We start from the raw sequence: 17223 nt of genomic DNA on the forward strand, positions 1-17223 counted from the left end.
GACACGTCACCCCCCTCCCAGCGCCAACACCAGCCGCGTCGCCAGTAGCAGCGTCGCGATGCCGACCACGTCACCGGTCGTGGTCACGACGGGTCCGGCCAGCGTGTCGGGGTTCAGTCCCCGCCGATAGCCGACGAAGACGACCGAGACGACCGCGACCGTGAGTACCAGTCCGGAGACGAGACCGGCGATCAGCGCGATGCCGACCAGCGTCCCCAGCGAAGCGGATGGCCGACCCAGCACAGCGAGCAGAGCGACGGTCATCACGGCCGCCAGTCCGCTGACCAGGACGCCGTTTGCCAGGGCCGCCGAGACGGCCGCGTTGACCCGACGGTCCCCCGTCGAGAACTGTGGATCGATCAGCCCCTGGTGGAGCGCCGAGCCGAGCCGTGCCCCCAGCGAGCCGTAGACGTTCCCCCGGGTCGCCAGCAGCGCGGGCACCAGCACGAGCAGGCCAGCGACCTGCTCCAGTTCGGCGTCCATCCCGCCCAGGACGACGCCAGCGAAGAGGCCGCCGACGGCACTGAGCCCGAGGACGGGCAGCGCCTCCCGATAGGCCTCTGTCGCGACCTCGCGGACGGTCATTGTGGGTGGACACTGTGGCCATCGGCAAAAGGCCCGCGGTGCCGGCTCCCTCAGTCGCGGTCGACCCGGTGGAGGCGCCCGGCGTCGTCGAACTCGCCGTAGTCGCCGGTGTGGTACCACCCATCCTGTGTCGCGCTGACGGCGACGTCGCTGGTCTCCCAGTAGCTGTCGACGACGTGGTCGCCCCGGAAGAGGATCTCGCCGTCCTCGGCGATGGCGACTTCGGTGCCCGGCATCGGGCTCCCCAGCGCCTCGGGAGTGGCCGAGTCGTGTTCGACCAGACAGCCGACGCCGGTGAGTTCGGTCGCGCCGTACACCTGACTCACTGGGATGTCACAGCCCCAGAAGAAGTACAGTAGGTCCGCCGGCAGGGTCCCCAGCCCCGACAGCGCGTGCTCGACGTTGCCCAGGCCCAACTGCTCGCGGACCGGCCGGAGGACGAGCCGGGCGGCTGCCGAGTCCGTGAGCGAACTTCCGCCCACACCGCTGCGTGCCTCGCCGCGCTCGATCGCTGCTCCATCCGCTAGCCGGCGTTTCATCCTCCCGAGATCGTCGATACGGTCCTGGAACGTGTCGTGGAGGTGTTCGTACACGCGAGGGACGCCGACGAGGATCTCCGGTTCCACGGCCTGCAGTCCGTCGACGAAGTCGTCGGCCGGGAGATAGGCGGTGCCCGCACCGTTGTCCCAGAGGTAGTACGTCGCCACCCGTTGGAAGACGTGCGAGAGGGGCAACAGACAGGTCCCTGTCGCGCCCGGGGAGACGGGGAACTGGTGGCCCAGCGTCGCCACCGCCGCCAGCAGGTTCCGGTGGGTGATCGAACAGCCCAGCGGATCGGCGTCCCGGCCGATCTGGTGGACGACGGTCGCGATGTCGTCCGGATCGGCGTCGAAGCCGGGGAGGTCCTCGATCTCGGCCGTCGGGAGCGCATCCAATCCGAAGACGGTGTCGGCGACCTCCGTGACCGCCTCGCTGGCAGTGTCGTCGGTCACGAGGACGCTCACGCCGTCGGTCGTTTCGGTTGCGACCGCCCGCTCGTCGCTGAACGCCGGATAGATCGGCACCGAGATCAACCCCGCGAGATGGCAGGCAGCGTCGACGACCGACCACTCGTAGGACGGGGCTGCCCGGATGCCGACGGTCGTCCCCGGTTCGACGCCCGCATCGAGGAACCCCCCGGCGACCCGACGGGCGCGCTCGTAGAACGCCTCGAAGGTCCGCGTCTCGTACCCGGCGTCTGTCCGGACGTAGGCGACCGGTCGGTCGGCGTAGTCGGCTGCCCGGTCGGCGAGCCAGTCGGCCATCGTCCCGTGGGGGATCGAGACGGCACCGCCGACGTGGACGTTGCTACGGAGGACGACTGCCGTCTCGTCGGCGGGCGCCTCGTAGGTCCGATCACCCTCTCGTGTCGTGTTTAGTTTCCCGGGGCTGTACTCGTAGTCATCGGGGACGGACTCCCGGTAGTAGCCCGCGTATTTCTGGTCCTCGTCGCTGGCGGCGATGTGGGCGTCCAGCCAGTCACGGGCGAACTCCAGGACGTCCATCGTGATCGGCTCCCCGTTCTCGTGGCGCTCACGGAACTCGCTGACCGTCTGTGCGAACTCCTCGTGCATCTCCCGGTGGTTGTAGAAACAGTCCGCACAGTCCATCGCGTACCCACAGTCCTGCATGAACTCCTCCTCGTCGCCGAAGTGGTACTCCGTGTAGCGCTCCAGTTCCCGCAGGATGTCCCCGATCGCCTCCTCGGAGTGTCCCTCGTCCATCGCGACGTAGAGGTCGTTCAACAGACCAAAGAGGTGTTTGTGCTGCTCGTCGAAGCGGTCGATATCTGTACTGTACCGGTCGTCGATCCACTCGATGAACGTCTCGCCCGACCGAGATTCCATACGGATCTATTCGTCAGTGAATACAAAAAGCGGAGCCGGCGTTCCCAGGGGTTGAAAACGGTCGCCGACCGGTCGGACGCTCGTTCAGGGGGGCTCAGGTATCTCGTCCGCTACAGACCAGTACCGGTCGGTCGGTATCGAGGACGACACGCTGGGTAACACTCCCGAACAGCACCTTCCCCGTGGGCGTGCGCTTGCGGCCGGCGACGACGATCAGGTCGGCGTCCCGGTCGTCGGCCGTATCGAGGATGCCGTCCGCGGGGGTGCCCGTCGCGGACGCCAGCGAGACGTCCAGTCCGTCCGCCTCCAGCGTCTCGCGTGCCCGCTGGACCGCGGGAACCTCGTCGACGGCCCCGCTCTCCTCGGGGTCGTCGAACGTGTGTTGCAGCGTCACGTGGACTGTCTCGTCCGCGAACGGCATGTCCAAGATCTCCTCGGCTTGGATGCGAGCCCGGTCCTCGTTGTCGTCGATACCCATGACGATCTCGTACATACGTGAATCGAGGGGCCGCTCCCTCCTGATACTACTGGTCGTCCCGACGCCCGGACCGAAGCGTTGACCCGCCAGGCTCCCCCAGCGGAACCCAATGGCCGAGCCACAGGTCCTACTGACCAACGACGACGGCATCGACGCGCCCGGACTGGCGAGCGTCTACGAGGAACTGTCTGCGGTCGCCGAGGTCACGGTCGTCGCGCCGAGCGAGAACCAGAGCGGCGTCGGACGGACCCGCAGCCACCGGACTGTCCGGGAGTCACACCCCTGGGGGTACGCCCTGGCCGGGACGCCCGCAGACTGTGTCGCCTACGGGCTCCGCGGGCTAGAGACCGAGTTCGATCTGGTCGTCTCGGGCTGTAACCACGGCCCGAACGCCGGCAACTACCTCGTCGGGCGCTCGGGGACCGTCGGCGCTTGCATCGAGGCGGCATTCCTCGGAACGCCGGGGGTCGCCGTCTCGGCGTACCACGGCGAGGACTTCTTCGTCTCTCCGCCGGCGTCCTACGACTTCGACCGGCCGGCCCGGGTCACCCGCGAGGTCGTCGTGCGCGCGCTCTCGGCGGCCGCCTTCGACAGCGCGGACATCCTCAACGTCAACGTCCCCGTCGACGTGGCCGACCCGCCGATGCGCCTGACCGATCCCCACCACGACTACGATCTGGTCGTCGATCACGAACCGGCCGCGGACGCCGAAGACGGCGATGCGTCGGCGGCCGTCGGAGCCGACGGCGATACGGGCGACATCGCGCTGCGGGACGTGGTCTGGCCCGAGACCGTGGGCTGGGAGAACCCCTTCGGAACCGACGCCGCTCTCGACGAGCGCTACCCCGTCGGGAGCGACCGCCGGGCGCTCGTCGACGGCGAGATCAGCGTCTCGCCGCTGTCGGTCCCCGTCTCGGAGGTCTCGGACCCGACGCTCGACGAACTGGTCGCCGGGTTCAACGAGAACGAGGCCGCCCGCCGTGCCGGTGGAAACTGATTATAGGGTCGCGCCCCAACGCCCGGTATGGCATTCGATCGGAACGTCGGCGGGATCGACCGCCTCGGCCGCGCACTGCTCGCAGTCGTCCTCACCGTTGTCGCGCTGCGTGCCCTGACGAGCGGGCGCCGAACCACTGGCCTGCTGGCCGGTCTGGGTGCCGTCGGTGCCGGGTTCAACGCGACGACCTGTTTCTGCGGACTCAACGCCGCGCTCGGGATCGACACGACGAGCGACGGGGAGTGACCACCCCTCCTATTTGACGGTCGCCGTCGAACCACTCCGCATGCACGTCAGTCGGGACCGGGTCAAGCGGGTGTTGCTGGCCATCGTCCACGAGGTCAGAACCGAGAAGATCACGTTTCTCGCGGGATCGATCGCCTATCACGCCTTCCTCTCGATCCTCCCGCTGTTGTTGCTGTTGCTGGCGATCATCCAGCAGACGCGGTCGATCGCCCTACGGGACTCGATCGTCCAGATCATGCAACTCGTATTGACGAGCCAGGCCAGCGACGTGATCCAGCAGGGGTTGGCACAGGCTGATACGTCGGTGTCGCTGCTCGGCGTCGCGATCCTCGTCTGGGGTGCCCTGCGGATCTTCCGCGGGCTCGACACCGCGTTCTCGGACATCTACGAGACGGAGAGCGCGAACACGTTCGTCGACCAACTGGGCGACGGCCTGCTGTTGCTCGTGACCGTCGCGCTCGCGATCGTCGGCGCCAGCGTGCTGGGGGGTCTCTTCGCGGTCAGCGGCGACGGGCTGCTCGCGGGGGTGCTCCGACGTGCCGTCACGGCCGCCGGACTCTTTCTGGTCTTCTATCCGATGTACTACATCTTCCCGGACGCGGACTGCTCGTTCGCCGAGGTGGTCCCGGGGACGGCCTTCGCCGCCGTCGGGATCGCCGTCGCACAGGTCGTGTTCACCGCGTTCAAGTCCGGCAGCGCCGGCGGGAACCTCGTCGCGAGCATCCTCGTGTTGCTCACCTGGCTCTACGTCGTCGGACTGGTGATCCTGCTGGGGGTCGTGATCAACGCCGTCCTCTCGAACCGCTCGAAGGACGTCGACATCGAACCGGTCATCGGCGGGGTTCCGCGGCGAAAGGGCTCGACGGAGGCGGCGGTCGACCGGGGGACGCTGCTGGCGGAGCTAGACACCCTCTCCGAACGGCTCCGCCAACCCGGCGAGCCCGTCCGGATCGAGGTCGACGGCCGGACCGTCGTGCTCGAACGGCCACAGGCAGCACACGTCGACCGCACCAGCGCCGTCTTCGGGCTGGATAGCTCGGTGGGCCTGACGCTGCGGTGGTGGCCCGACACCGACGGCACAGAGTGAGCCGCGTTCGCCGAACCAGCGAACGCGCCTCCCCTTTTTACTGACGGGCGGCAGTACGGGCGAGCGTGGCCGGTGACTGTGACCCCGCCGACGTGTTCGCCCTCCTCGACGACGAGTACGCGCGCTCGCTGCTCGCCGCCACGAGTCACGAACCCATGACAGCACCCCAACTCAGCGACCAGTGTGAGATGTCCCTCTCGACGGTGTACCGACGGCTCGACCAGCTCGAAACCTGTGGCCTCGTCGTCGCCGAGACGATCCCCGACCCGGACGGCGACCACACCAAGACCTACGAGGCCCACCTCGACGAACTCCTCGTCAGCTTGGAGGACGGGGAGTTCGCGGTCAGCCTCTCGACGGCTTCGACGACCGCGGAGTTCGCCGACGCCTTCACCGACCTCTGGGAGGGGCTGTGATGCAGGTGGCTGGTATCCCGACCGACGTCTGGTGGCTCTTCGGCCGTGGGCTGATGGCGCTGTCGCTGGTGGTCGGGCTCGGTATCTTCGGACTCGCGTTCTACGGCTACCGCCGCAACGACAGCCGCTCGATGCTGTTTCTCGGGAGTGGTATCGTGACGCTGACCGTCTTGAGTTGGGCTGGGACGGTCTTCAGCGCACGGTACGTCGCCCCCGCTGTCATCCCAACTGTCAGCAGTCTGTTCGACCTCGCCGGGATGGCGATGATACTGTACGCGATTGTCCTGGCTCGCAGAGAATAGCCTGCCGTCAACACGCCCCGAATCCGCCCGGTATCGAACCGTTGTTCAGTCCCCGAACGGACCGCCGGGACCGCCCATGCCGCCCATACCGCCACCGCCGCCACCGCCGCCCTGTTGCATCTGTTTCATCATCCGTTCCATGTCGCCGTCGCCCATCCCCTGGAACTGCTTGAGCATCTGTTCCATCTGGCGGTGTTGGTCGAGCAGTTCGCGCACCCGCTCTTCGGGCTTGCCCGATCCCCGAGCGATGCGTTCGGTCCGGGACTGGCCGACGACGCGGGGGTTCTCCATCTCCGCTTCGGTCATCGAGTCCATGATGACGTCGAAGTCCTGCATCCGCTCCTGGGTCACGTCCATCGCGTCGTCCGGGAGCTGGTCCATGAGCCCCCCGCCCAGGCCCGGGATCATGTCCATCACCTGGTCCAGCGGCCCCATGTTGTTCATCGTCTGCATCTGCTTGCGCATGTCCTTGAGGGTGAACGCACCCTCCATCATGTCCTCGGGGTCCCAGTCCTCTTCCTCCTCGCCCGTCTCCTCCATCGCCCGCTCGACGCGCTCGGTGAGTTGCTTCAGGTCGCCCATCCCCAGCAGCCGGGAGATGAATCCGGAGGGCTCGAAGCGCTCGATGTCCTTGACCGTCTCCCCCGAGCCGAGGAAGGCGATGGTCGAGTCGGTCTCGTTGACCGCGGCGAGCGCGCCCCCACCTTTGGCCGTCCCGTCGAGTTTGGTGATGACGACGCCGTCGATGCCGATCGAGGCCTCGAAATCGGCCGCCTGGCTCTTGGCGCTTTGCCCCATCGCCGCGTCCAGGACGAGCAGGTTCCGGTCCGGGTTCACCGCCTGCTCGATACGCTCGATCTGGTCGATCAGCTCCTGGTTGAGCCCGTCACGACCGGCCGTGTCGACGATGCGGACGTCGGCGTCTTTCGTCGCTTCCAGACCCTCCCGGGCGATCGTCACGGGGTCGTCCTCGTCGGGGTCGCCGTAGAAGTCGACCTCGGCGCGGTCGGCCATCTCCTTCGATTGGTCGTAGGCACCGGGGCGGTCGGTGTCGGTCTGGATGATCGCCGGGCGCAACCCCTTCGTCGAGAACCACCACGCCATCTTGGCGGCGGTGGTCGTCTTCCCCGACCCGTAGAGGCCGGCGAGCATGATCGTCTGCTCTTCGAGTGGGAGGTCCGTCGACTCCCCGACCATCTCGACCAGTTCCTCGTAGACGATCCGCAGGACCCAGTCCCGTGGTGTCGTGCCGGCCGGCGGCTCCTCGTCTAACGCACGGGTCTCGATGTTGTCCGAGAGTTCTTGGACGAGGCTCACGTCGACGTCGGCCTGGAGCAGCGACCGCTGGATCTCCTTGACGATGTCCTCGATGTCCTCCTCGGAGAGCCGTGACTTCCCCCGGAGGTCGTCTAACGTCCCCCTGAGTGAACTGCCGAGATTATCGAGTACCATTGTTATCCCGAGGTACGCAACCGCACCGGTAAAGGCTTGTTGTCACACCGTGACGAACCGAACTCGGTTTCCGAAGGCTCAAGCCCCCGAACCGACCAGCGGGGGACATGGACGCGGCCGCCGGTCGGTTCGTGTATCTGCTGGGGATGCTCGCGGTGGGCGTCGGCGCCCGCTCCCTCGGGCTCCTCGACGAGCACCGGCGCGACCGGCTCAACGCTCTCGCCTTCTACGTCGTCCTCCCGTCGCTGATCTTCGTCTCGACGTACGACCGGGCGCTGGCGACGCTGTTGTCGCCGGAACTCGTCTTCGGCGTCTTCGTCGTCCTCTTTGCCACCGTCGGTCTGGCCTGGCTGATCCACCGCCGGCGGAGCCGGACCGATCGCCGCGGGGTCGCGGTCGTCCAGTCGTACCACTCGAACCTGGGGTATCTGGGGCTGCCCCTCGTCGCCGCGACCTTCGGCCCCGACGCCACCGCGACCGCCGGCCTCCTGCTCGGCCTCGTCACGCTCACACAGGTGCCCGTCACGGTCTGGGTGCTGGTCACCGTCGCCGACGCGGAGGTGTCGGTACTCGATCAGGTGCGCGAACTGGTCACCAACCCCGTGCTGATCGCCCTGGCGCTCGGTATCGTCGTCGCGTGGTTCGGTCTCGGCGTTCCCGCCGCCGTCGTGACGCCCCTCTCGCTCGTGGGCGAGCTAGCGCTGCCGGTCGCGCTGATCCTCGTCGGCTCGGCACTGGAACTCGACCAGTCCATCGTCGACCCAACGGCGACGGCGAGCGTCGTCGCGCTCAAACTCTGTTGGATGCCCCTTGCGGCCTGGCTCACCTTCTCGACGCTGGGGGTCGATTCGGCCGTCTTCACTGCGAGCGTCTTCATGCTGGGGATGCCCACGGCCGTCTCGACGTTCGTCTACGCGACGGAACTGGGCGGGGACGCCGAGTTCGCCTCGCTGAACGTCTTCGCGACGACGCTTGCCTCGGTCGGAACCTCGTTCGTCCTCATCCTCCTGCTGGGGTGATCGTGGGGGAACTGGTTTCTCCCGGGCGACGCAAACCCAGCTATGGCCTACCACACGCTCGATCCCGATGCCTTGCCCGAGACCGACGACTACCCCTGTGACCGGCGGGGGCTCTCCGACGCCGCCGAGTTACACGCCTTGCACGCCGCAACCTACGCCATGGACCCAGGCGAGCAGTTGCCCCGGACGTATCACTACCACGAGCAACGCGAAGAGCTGTTCTACGTCCTCGACGGGACGCTTCACGTCGAGACACCCGACGGGGAGTTCGTCGTCCCCGCCGACCAGGTATTCGTCGCCGAGCCGGAGAGCGCCCACCGGGCGTACAACCCCGCGGACGCCGACGGTCCAGTCCGGGTGCTGGGCGTCGGCGCCCCCAAGACCGACATCGCATTCCCCTACGACCCCGACGAGTGACGCGCCTGTGACTCGATGAGAGTAGGTTTTTGCCCCCTCCCTGCGCACCCGCAGCTATGACGAGCAAACAGGAGACCCAGCAGCGACTCATCGACAGCGGCGTCACAGCCGTCCTCCGTGGCATCCCCGAGGACCAGATGGTCGACGTAGCGACGGCGATCCACGAGGGCGGGGTCACCGCGCTCGAACTCACCGCCGACGCCAAGCGGTGTTCGGACATGATCGCCGCCGTCGACAAGGAACTGGACGACACGGACGCCGTCATCGGTGCCGGCACCGTCATGGACGCTGCCGCGGCCCGCAACGTCATCGAGGCCGGCGCGGAGTTCGTCCTGGCCCCGAACCTCAACGAGGACGTCATCGACGTCTGCAACCGCGAGGGGGTCGTCTGTATCCCCGGCGTGATGACGCCGACCGAGGCCGCCCAGGCGATGGAGGCCGGTGCGGACATCCTGAAGATGTTCCCCGCCTCGACGGTGGGGCCGGGTCACATCGGCGCGCTCCAGGGACCGCTCGGCGACGTGCCGATCATGCCCACCGGCGGCGTCTCGACGGACAACGTCGCGGACTACTTCGACGCCGGCGCGGTCGCGGTCGGGGCCGGCTCGGCGCTGGTCGACTACGAGGCCATCGAGAACGACGACATGGACGGCGTCCGCGAGAGCGCCGCCGCGTTCGTCGAGGCCGTCGAGGCCGCCCGCGAGTAGGGAACCCGAATTCTGAAGAAACCCCGCTGCCAACGCTCCCTCAATGCACGTAAGCATCGTCGGCAGCGGCTACGTCGGGACGACGGTCGCGGCCTGTCTCGCGGACTTCGGCCACGAGGTCACGAACGTCGACATCGACGAGGGGATCGTCGCCGCCATCAACGACGGCGAGTCGCCGATCCACGAACCGGGGCTGGACGAACTCGTAGCCGAACACGGCGGCGACCGCCTGCAAGCGACGACCGACTACGGCGTCGTCCCGGAGACGGACCTGACGATGCTCGCGCTCCCGACCCCCTCGAACGAGGACGGGAGCATCGACCTCGCCTACATGGAGGCCGGCGCGGAATCCGTCGGCAAGGCTCTGGCCGCCGCCGAGACCGGCGACGACCCCCACCTCGTCGTCACCAAGTCGACGGTGATCCCGACGACGACCGAACGGCGGCTCGCGCCGGCGATCGCCGACGCGGGCCTCGAACGCGGTACCGACTTCCTGGTCGCCTCGAACCCCGAGTTCCAGCGGGAGGGAACTGCCGTCGAGGACTTTCGCAACCCCGACAAACTCGTCTTCGGCGCCGACGACGACCGCGCGTTCGCAACCTTACGGGATCTGTACGCGCCGCTGGTCGCGGCTGCCGACGACGAGGTCCCCGTCGTCGAGACCGGCATCGCCGAGGCCGAGATGATCAAGTACGCCAACAACACGTTCCTCGCGAGCAAGGTCAGCCTCATCAACGACATCGGGAACATCTGCAAGGTGTTCGGCGTCGACGCCTACGAGGTCGCCGAGGCGATCGGGCTGGACGACCGCATCGGCGAACAGTTCCTCCGCAGCGGCGTGGGGTGGGGGGGTAGCTGCTTCCCGAAAGACACGGATGCGATTATCGCTGCGGCCCGCGAACGCGGCTACGACCCGGTCGTCCTCTCGGCGGCAGTCGAGCTGAACGACGCCCAGCCCGGCCGACTCCTCTCCTTGCTCGACGACCACGTCGACGTCTCGGGCAAGCGCGTGGCCGTTCTGGGACTGGCGTTCAAACCTGGAACCGACGATATCCGGAACACGCGGGCGGTCCCGATCATCGAGGGCCTTCTGGAGCGGGGTGCCGACGTGGTCGCCTACGATCCCGTCGCCACCGAGAACATGCGCGAACGGTATCCGGACATCGAGTACGCCGACTCGGCGGCAGCGGCACTGGAGGGGGCTTCGGGCGCGGTCGTCGTCACCGACTGGGACGAGTTCGCGGCGCTGGACGACGAGTTCGACGCGATGGCCGATCCCGTCGTCGTCGACGGCCGACGGATCGTCGAACCCCGTGACGGCATCACCTACGAAGGGCTGACCTGGTAGCTGAGGGATTCACGCCGTCGAGGCGTGCTCACGGCTCGCCGAGACGTACCGGTCGAGCAGGAAGACCGCGACTGCGACGCTCACCGCGACGACCGTGACACGGCTATCGGACGTGACGTAGAGGCTCGGCGTCGGCGGTCGCCAGTAGATCGGATACAGCCAGAAGTTGCTCCGTCCGTCGGCGAACACCCGAAGCCCGTCGACGACGAGCGCGCTGGTGCCACCGAACAGCAACGCGGCGTACGCACGACGACGTAATCTATCGCCGAACAGCAGGCTGATCGCCGCTCCGATGACGAGCACGCCGGCCAGCGAACTGATCGGCGACCAGGTGAAACCGTGGCCGATCGCCTGCTCGACCGTCTTCGAATCGAGGACGATGGCTATCTTACTCAGATCGGGAATCGCGGCCCCGCCCATCGCGACGGGAACCCAGCGCCGGTCGAACTCGACGCGCCAGCCCGCGATCGTGAGGAGCACGTACGGAACGAGGACGTGCGTGAGCAACTCAGCCATCGCTGTCCTCCCTGGGGACGAACGCCCACTGGGACAACTCCGGCCGCCAGCGCCGGAAGAAGGCCACGAGGACCAGCACGGCACCGACCGCCGAGGTGGCGTACTTGACGGTGGCCGACGAACCCACGGGGTTGACGACGACGACGTTCGTGGCTTCGATCGTCTGTCCGGGTCCGAGCGTCCCGTACACCTGTACGGTCCCGCCTGGCTCGACAGCGGCGTCGAACTCGGTCACGGAGAGTTCGAGCGTCCCTTCCGTCGTTTCGAGTCGAATCACCGCTGTCCCGTTGGCCGGATCGACTGTCCGAACAGTTCCCCACAGGAGCGTCGTCTCGCCGACGAACTGCTCGTAGTCGGCAGCGATGTCGTCACCACGCGGATACGGCCAGTGTTGCTCCGACTGCGGTCGGTCCATTCCCGCGTGCAGTCCCATCCCGAACACCAGCCCGACGAGGACTACGATCGCTACGACACGACGAGGGGTCGTCCACTCCACGGCGAGAGGTGAACGCGGTCCCGATTAGCTGTTACGCTCTGGCGGCCGTCCGTCACTCCCGCTGTTTCGGAAGGATTAAAAATATCACCGCCGTCGGTCTAGTTGCTATCGCACGGGCCGGTGGGGTAGCCTGGTATCCTTCGGCCTTCGGGTGGCCGTAACCGCGATTCGAATTCGCGCCGGCCCATTTTCATCCTACTTCGCACCGACGAGTGTCGCAAGGAGCCCGTAGTAGCGTATCAATGTCGGCGACGAGGATTCAGTTTCCCAACACACGAGCGGTCTATCTGTCGGTAACAGTGTGTTGAGCATCCGCTGCCGGTGTCTCGATAAAAAACGGAAAAGCAGCGAGTCAGTTATGCTTCGGGACCGGAGTCCTGGCCGAGCGTGGCCGAGGAGTCGCCTTCAGCGGACTCATAGATAACTCGGATATCATAGGTTCCGTCCGGAGCGGCCGAGGCAGGACCAGTACCGTCGATAGTAATTCCTTGGCCAGCACTGACTTCAGTGCCACCACCACCGAAATTACTCCATTGCAAATTCGCGTTGGTAGCGCTACCCGAAAGCCGTCCACGGATGTACAGTTCGTCTCCGTTAATCGTGTCACCGCCGTCGTGGGTAACACTCAACGAGTTAGGGCTTCCAGTCTCGTAGTCGAACGAGAAGCTGGCCTGTGGCGTGGCGTTCTGTGTCTGGTCCCCGAGCCCGAGGACGAACGATGCGATTACTGCAGCGAGGATGACCGTGATCGCGACCATCAGGATGACGCCGATAACCGGCGAAACGGCATCATCGTCGTTGAACAGTTGCTTCAGATCCATTACACTCCCACCGTAGACGGTGATTATTATAAAGTAATAGCTCGTTTCACACAGAATCGGCAGTTCAAGCGGCTCTTGGGTGGTTTCAGCGCCGTCTTGAAGACCTGTGGAGACCACGGTCTCCCGTATCTCAACTGATATCGTGCGTTCAAAACCCGGTGTGGTGGCTGTCTTACCCGATATTCCGGCGTCTATCCGCGATTTCGAGCCGGTGCTGTGACGAGGCGTCCTCACGTGTTGGCGGTGTCGCTCTCACTGGCGAGATCCCCTGCTGTGAGTGTTCAAGCCCCGATTGAATCCCTATCGCTATCGGGTCGAAACACTTGAAAACGGCGGTGAAAACCACTCGTGGCGGCGAATACGGCTTTTCGTGGCTGTGGGCGCTTGCTCGCATCTCAGAACGGCTACGGGGGCTGGCAGTCGATTCGAAACCGGTGGGGACGGGCCACCTGGCGAGGGTGGGCCACGAGCCCCAGAGAGTGACGGACGGCGCGTGGCGTCATGTAGACCAGGCGCCGAGGGTCGGACAGCTGGCGGTCGGGCCCCGGCCGTAACGCTGGGGGGCGATCGGGAGGGGATACGGAGCGGGAACCGGGACCCAAGAGTACGGTGTGAGGGGTCCGAAATAAGTTTTCTGAACCCTGCAAACGATGGCGGACGAGTCCCCTCAGTCTATCCGGATGCTTCTACCGGGACCTCGGGTTCAGTACGCACTGTGAAAGCACTGCAGACCCGATCACACGACTACAACGCGATCGATGTGTACATTCTTTCGATCGTTACTATAGCCACGCCGGGCGCCAAGACAAGCGGGACGAGGGGGCAACTGTACCGAGACCAAATGTCCCTCTGAAGCCTTTGAGCGCGACTTCTCGGAGCGGTCCGGTGGTCGTGGTCAAAAGCGGGCACGAGTCCCGCTGGGTCTCTCGACCGCGCGCGGAGCAGCTTTGTACCCCTGCCCCTGCTCGCTGTCCTCGACGAGACCCACGTGTACAGAGACAGATGCGATTGTTGGTAGTTTCGGCTCCGTGATCGCCGAAGTAACCACGGGAACGGACCGTCGAGCAGTACTGCGACGGGGCGCGCTCGACCCGTTTCGGATCGTTGCGCTGGGGCTCGGGGAGGCCCCCGTGACGATATCGTCGCACTCGCTGTCCGGACCCTGGAGGGTGGCACGGAGCGGCCGACGACGGCTGCAGGAGCCGAGGCCGCAGTCGAAGACTGAGAAAACTGCCGCTATCGTGACGGTTGAACCGAGCCAGGGACCGATCGCACCGGTGTCGTGCGACCGGGTGTGCAGCGGGGTTCACTGGCTACGATAGAAGACGACAGCGTCAGACGTCGCGACCACAGGAGAGGCAGACTGTCGGCAGCCAGGGTTTGTCTTCGTGGACTGGCTGTTCTCCGTTGCAGTGTGAGCAGAACTCGGTTTTCGTCGCCATCGGATAGCCATATGTTACCATGGTTGTTAAAGATTAGCGTGCAGACAGGTATTGCGGTCGACGCCCGACGCTCGGACCGTGTCGATGCACGTAAGTCGGCGCTGGGCGATCACAGCGTATGCGCCAGTTCGTCGTCGTCGGCCACGACGCGCCGACAACGCCGGAGTTCTCGCTCGACGACCTCGCAGGTGGAGCCGGCCGTCTCGACGTTCTTTGCCGGTGTGTCACGAGCGCGTTCTTCCTGAGCCACGCCATTCGGGAGGCCGTCAGGACACACCTGGTCCTGGCCGACGAGTACACGATCACCTTTGAGGGTGCCGACCTGCGTCGGCTCAACCCCGACGAGCGTTCGACGGCCGCACTCGTACGCAACGCGCTCGAAGAACGCGAGGAGGCTATCGGCCATATTCCGGTCGAGACCTCACCGGGTGTCTCGCTCGTCCGACGTGGATTCGAGGGGACGATCGAGGCCGTCGCCGACGAGGGGACGGTCGTCCAACTCCACGGTGACGGCGACCCAGTCGTCGACGTGGCGACGCCGACAGCTCCCGTCTTCGTCCTCTCGGACCACCACGATTTCCGCGAGACGGAGGCCGAGATGCTGGCCGAGTACGCCGACGAACGGGTTTCGCTCGGTCCCGAACGGCTCCACGCGGACCACGCGATCACCGTCGCGCACAACTATCTCGATACGGACGGGTTCACGACGTACTGACACGCCTGGGGCCGGAAGACATATGCCCTGCTCCCCATAGAAGGGCGGTATGCTCGCGTCTCCCGCTCCGTGTGCTATCGCCTCCGCCTGCGTGAGGCCACACGGATGACCGACGACCCTACCGGGCGAGTCGACCGTCGAACAGTACTCCGAACAGTCGCAGGTGTCGGCGGCGCGGCCCTGGCCGGCTGTCCCGGGACCGCTCCACAGTCCGACGGGCCGACGGTCCAGGTGACCGACGGCGGCGGAACGGGGACACAGTCCCCCGATTCCGACCCGTATCTCGACCTCGTCCGGACGTACGCCCCGACGCTGTACTTCGACACCGACGAACGGTGGTTCCCGACCGACCCGCGGCCCTACACGAGCGAGCGCGACGGCGAGACGATCGTCGACGGCTTCGACGCCTTGGACGGCTACCACGCCGAATCCGAGCCCGGAGAGCCGCCTGCGCCGACCGCCTTCTACAACGTCGTCGAATACGAGGACTCACCGTTGGTGGGACTCCAGTACTGGCTCTACTCGGCGTTCGATCAGTTCACGACGAACTTCCACTGGCACGACTGGGAGGTCCTACATGTCTTCGTCGACACCGACACCGGCGAGCCACAGCTGTACGTCGCCAGTTCGCACTCCCGGAAGGTCCCGAACAACGAGTTTCTCGACCCCGAACCCGAACAGGTCCCCCGTGTCCTCTCGGAGTTGGGCTCACACTCCAGTGCGCTGTCCGTCAACGACGTCCCCGACCAGTTCCAACGGCTCCCGACCGACGGGGGCCTCGCCGACATCACGAACAGCGCGCTCGAAGGGATCGAAGACGTGGCGTCGATCCCGGTCGCCTACGGGCTGCCCCGCGACGAGGGATCGCGACTACCCTACGTCGTTCCGGAACTCGACGGGGAGCCGCTGTACGAGCACGACCGGCTCCCGAACGTCGACCGGGCTGCACTGGTTCCGCCCGCGCTGACCGTCCGATCGTTCACGGACCTCTCGGAGCCACCGGGGGACCTCCCGCGACGGGAGAACGGACTGGCCTTCGCTCACAGCGGCCGCGACGTGTCCGCCGACATCGACTACGATCTGGTACCCACGACAGAGATCGAGCACATTACCGACTTCACCGGTCCGCAACTGAGTTTCGAGTTCAGCGTCCCGGAGGCCGTCGAGGACGCCATCGCCGGCCACATAACGACGACGGGTGCGCCGTGGGGACAGCCGCGCTACCAGAACCCGGCGGCCGACATCACGGAACCGAACCACCGGCAAGCACTGGCACAGCGGTACGACGCGATCGGCGCTCCAGCACCCGGAACGGTCGTGTTCGGGAAAGTCGCGGAGACCGTCGCCTCCCCGGACGCCCCCGAGAACTCCGGCGTCCGCACCGAACCGACGTCCTACGAGGCGGTCGCGCTGTTGGAGAGCGAGCCCGAAGCCGTTCCGACCTTCGGAGGGACGGCAGTCGTCCGTGACGTCCCGGCAGGGGAACACCGCTTGACGGTCAACGCCGCCGGTACCGCACCGCACAGCGAACGGATCACCGTCGAGGAGAGCGGGGGACCGACCGTCGCCGGCGTCGACGGACAGATCCCGCTGGTCGCCAACGCCGACGCGACGAAGGTCACCGTCGATCCATCACAGGCCGACAGCGAGTTGACTGGCCTGGCTCTCCTCGACGACTTCGCTGGCCGGCTGTACGACGCACCGCTGACCGGACCCGACGCCGTCTACGTCCACAGCGGCGGTGCCTACACGACCGAAGTCCGGGACACCGACGACGCGGTCGGGGCGTTCCGCGTCAATCCCGCGGTCGACGCCACGTCGGTCGCTATCGAGAACCCGAAGACCGGCAAGGCCTCGCTAGCCAGGTTCCTGGCGGCGATCGCCTCGGAGACGGAGGCGGATATCGCGGCTGCGGCCGACATCGAGAGCGGCGATCTCGACACCGACGACGCGGTGGACGCCGTCGACGAGGTGGTCTCCGGGAACGGTGACGTGACCGGCCAGGCCAACGCTATCCGTGGGCTGACACAGGCGCTCGCGTCGGTCGCGTCGGCAGCAGGGAAAGCTGCCGACAGGGCAGCGGCCGGCGATCGGGCGGGCGCGGACAACCAGCTCAGGGGTGTCTCCAACGCGCTCGAACAGGTCGGCGAACGGCTGTCGGTCGCACGCTCGGCGCTCCCCGACGAGATCGGCAACGCCGCCGACAGACGGCTCGACGCGGCGACCCGCCGCGCCGAGCAAGCACGGCAGCAGTCGAAGCTCTAGTCCCGCCGCCAGCGCCCACACCGAGCGC

Annotated in this window: 18 protein-coding genes and 1 tRNA gene; 12 read left to right on the plus strand and 7 right to left on the minus strand. The window is 66.5% G+C overall.

Annotation, left to right across the window (positions count from 1 at the left end; all coding sequences use genetic code 11):
• Positions 1–6: 6 nt before the first annotated feature.
• The 3 genes from P0204_RS13235 to P0204_RS13245 form a co-directional block, all read right to left on the minus strand.
• Complete coding sequence (locus P0204_RS13235; protein WP_276179963.1) at positions 7–585, minus strand: magnesium transporter; 579 nt, start codon at positions 583–585, stop codon at positions 7–9.
• 50 nt (positions 586–635) lie between these two features.
• Complete coding sequence (locus tag P0204_RS13240) at positions 636–2471, minus strand: bacteriohemerythrin (RefSeq protein WP_276179965.1); 1836 nt, start codon at positions 2469–2471, stop codon at positions 636–638.
• A 94-nt stretch (positions 2472–2565) separates the two neighbouring features.
• Positions 2566–2964 (minus strand): universal stress protein, encoded by a 399-nt coding sequence (locus tag P0204_RS13245; protein WP_276179967.1) that lies wholly within the window; start codon positions 2962–2964, stop codon positions 2566–2568.
• Positions 2965–3058: 94 nt separating this feature from the next.
• On the opposite strand from P0204_RS13245, the gene surE reads away from it, so the two are divergent.
• The 5 genes from surE to P0204_RS13270 all read left to right on the plus strand — a co-directional run bounded on the left by surE (position 3059) and on the right by P0204_RS13270 (position 5997).
• The gene (surE, locus tag P0204_RS13250) at positions 3059–3946 is read left to right on the plus strand and encodes a 5'/3'-nucleotidase SurE (RefSeq protein ID WP_276179969.1); all 888 of its coding nucleotides are present in this window, start codon (positions 3059–3061) and stop codon (positions 3944–3946) included.
• Positions 3947–3973: 27 nt separating this feature from the next.
• Positions 3974–4192 carry a YgaP family membrane protein gene (locus P0204_RS13255; RefSeq protein ID WP_276179971.1) on the plus strand — a complete coding sequence of 73 codons (219 nt, stop codon included), beginning with the start codon at positions 3974–3976 and terminating at the stop codon, positions 4190–4192.
• Positions 4193–4232: 40 nt separating this feature from the next.
• Positions 4233–5279, plus strand: a complete 1047-nt coding sequence (locus tag P0204_RS13260; RefSeq protein ID WP_276179973.1) for a YihY/virulence factor BrkB family protein — start codon at positions 4233–4235, stop codon at positions 5277–5279.
• A gap of 65 nt (positions 5280–5344) precedes the next feature.
• Entirely contained in the window at positions 5345–5695 is a 351-nt protein-coding gene (locus P0204_RS13265) for a winged helix-turn-helix domain-containing protein (protein WP_276179975.1), read from the plus strand.
• Positions 5695–5997 (plus strand): DUF7521 family protein, encoded by a 303-nt coding sequence (locus tag P0204_RS13270; protein ID WP_276179977.1) that lies wholly within the window; start codon positions 5695–5697, stop codon positions 5995–5997. The genes P0204_RS13265 and P0204_RS13270 overlap by 1 nt, the downstream gene beginning before the upstream one ends.
• Before the next feature lie 45 nt (positions 5998–6042).
• Here P0204_RS13270 and P0204_RS13275 read toward each other — a convergent pair whose 3' ends face one another.
• Positions 6043–7449: a signal recognition particle protein Srp54 gene (locus P0204_RS13275; RefSeq protein WP_276179979.1), complete on the minus strand. Its 1407-nt coding sequence runs from the start codon at positions 7447–7449 to the stop codon at positions 6043–6045.
• Positions 7450–7556: 107 nt separating this feature from the next.
• Between P0204_RS13275 and P0204_RS13280 the strand changes: the two genes are divergently transcribed.
• The 4 genes from P0204_RS13280 to aglM are packed head-to-tail and all read left to right on the plus strand — an operon-like array spanning position 7557 to position 10940.
• A complete protein-coding gene (locus tag P0204_RS13280) occupies positions 7557–8468 on the plus strand; it encodes an AEC family transporter (protein WP_276179981.1) in 912 nt (303 codons plus the stop codon).
• A gap of 42 nt (positions 8469–8510) precedes the next feature.
• Entirely contained in the window at positions 8511–8885 is a 375-nt protein-coding gene (locus P0204_RS13285) for a cupin domain-containing protein (RefSeq protein ID WP_276179983.1), read from the plus strand.
• 56 nt (positions 8886–8941) lie between these two features.
• Positions 8942–9592, plus strand: a complete 651-nt coding sequence (locus P0204_RS13290) for a bifunctional 4-hydroxy-2-oxoglutarate aldolase/2-dehydro-3-deoxy-phosphogluconate aldolase (RefSeq protein WP_276179985.1) — start codon at positions 8942–8944, stop codon at positions 9590–9592.
• A gap of 43 nt (positions 9593–9635) precedes the next feature.
• Positions 9636–10940 carry a UDP-glucose 6-dehydrogenase AglM gene (aglM, locus tag P0204_RS13295; protein WP_276179988.1) on the plus strand — a complete coding sequence of 435 codons (1305 nt, stop codon included), beginning with the start codon at positions 9636–9638 and terminating at the stop codon, positions 10938–10940.
• 9 nt (positions 10941–10949) lie between these two features.
• On the opposite strand, the gene P0204_RS13300 is transcribed toward aglM, so the two are convergent.
• Together P0204_RS13300 and P0204_RS13305 are read right to left on the minus strand one after the other, a co-directional pair.
• On the minus strand, positions 10950–11456 hold the full coding sequence (locus P0204_RS13300; protein ID WP_276179990.1) for a metal-dependent hydrolase: 507 nt from the start codon (positions 11454–11456) through the stop codon (positions 10950–10952).
• The gene (locus P0204_RS13305; RefSeq protein ID WP_276179992.1) at positions 11449–11952 is read right to left on the minus strand and encodes an OB-like fold-containing membrane protein; all 504 of its coding nucleotides are present in this window, start codon (positions 11950–11952) and stop codon (positions 11449–11451) included. Before P0204_RS13305 ends, P0204_RS13300 begins: the two co-directional genes overlap by 8 nt.
• Before the next feature lie 114 nt (positions 11953–12066).
• On the opposite strand from P0204_RS13305, the gene P0204_RS13310 reads away from it, so the two are divergent.
• A tRNA-Pro gene (locus P0204_RS13310) sits at positions 12067–12139 on the plus strand.
• Between the two features lie 169 nt (positions 12140–12308).
• On the opposite strand, the gene P0204_RS13315 is transcribed toward P0204_RS13310, so the two are convergent.
• On the minus strand, positions 12309–12773 hold the full coding sequence (locus P0204_RS13315) for a type IV pilin N-terminal domain-containing protein (RefSeq protein WP_276179994.1): 465 nt from the start codon (positions 12771–12773) through the stop codon (positions 12309–12311).
• Between the two features lie 1560 nt (positions 12774–14333).
• Here P0204_RS13315 and trmY point away from each other — a divergent pair.
• Positions 14334–14930, plus strand: a complete 597-nt coding sequence (gene trmY, locus P0204_RS13320) for a tRNA (pseudouridine(54)-N(1))-methyltransferase TrmY (RefSeq protein ID WP_276179996.1) — start codon at positions 14334–14336, stop codon at positions 14928–14930.
• A gap of 105 nt (positions 14931–15035) precedes the next feature.
• Positions 15036–17195, plus strand: coding sequence for a hypothetical protein (locus tag P0204_RS13325; RefSeq protein WP_276179998.1), 2160 nt, complete (start codon positions 15036–15038; stop codon positions 17193–17195).
• Positions 17196–17223 lie beyond the last annotated feature (28 nt).

The organism is Haloarcula halophila, from assembly GCF_029278565.1.
In the GTDB taxonomy this organism is placed as follows: domain Archaea; phylum Halobacteriota; class Halobacteria; order Halobacteriales; family Haloarculaceae; genus Haloarcula; species Haloarcula halophila.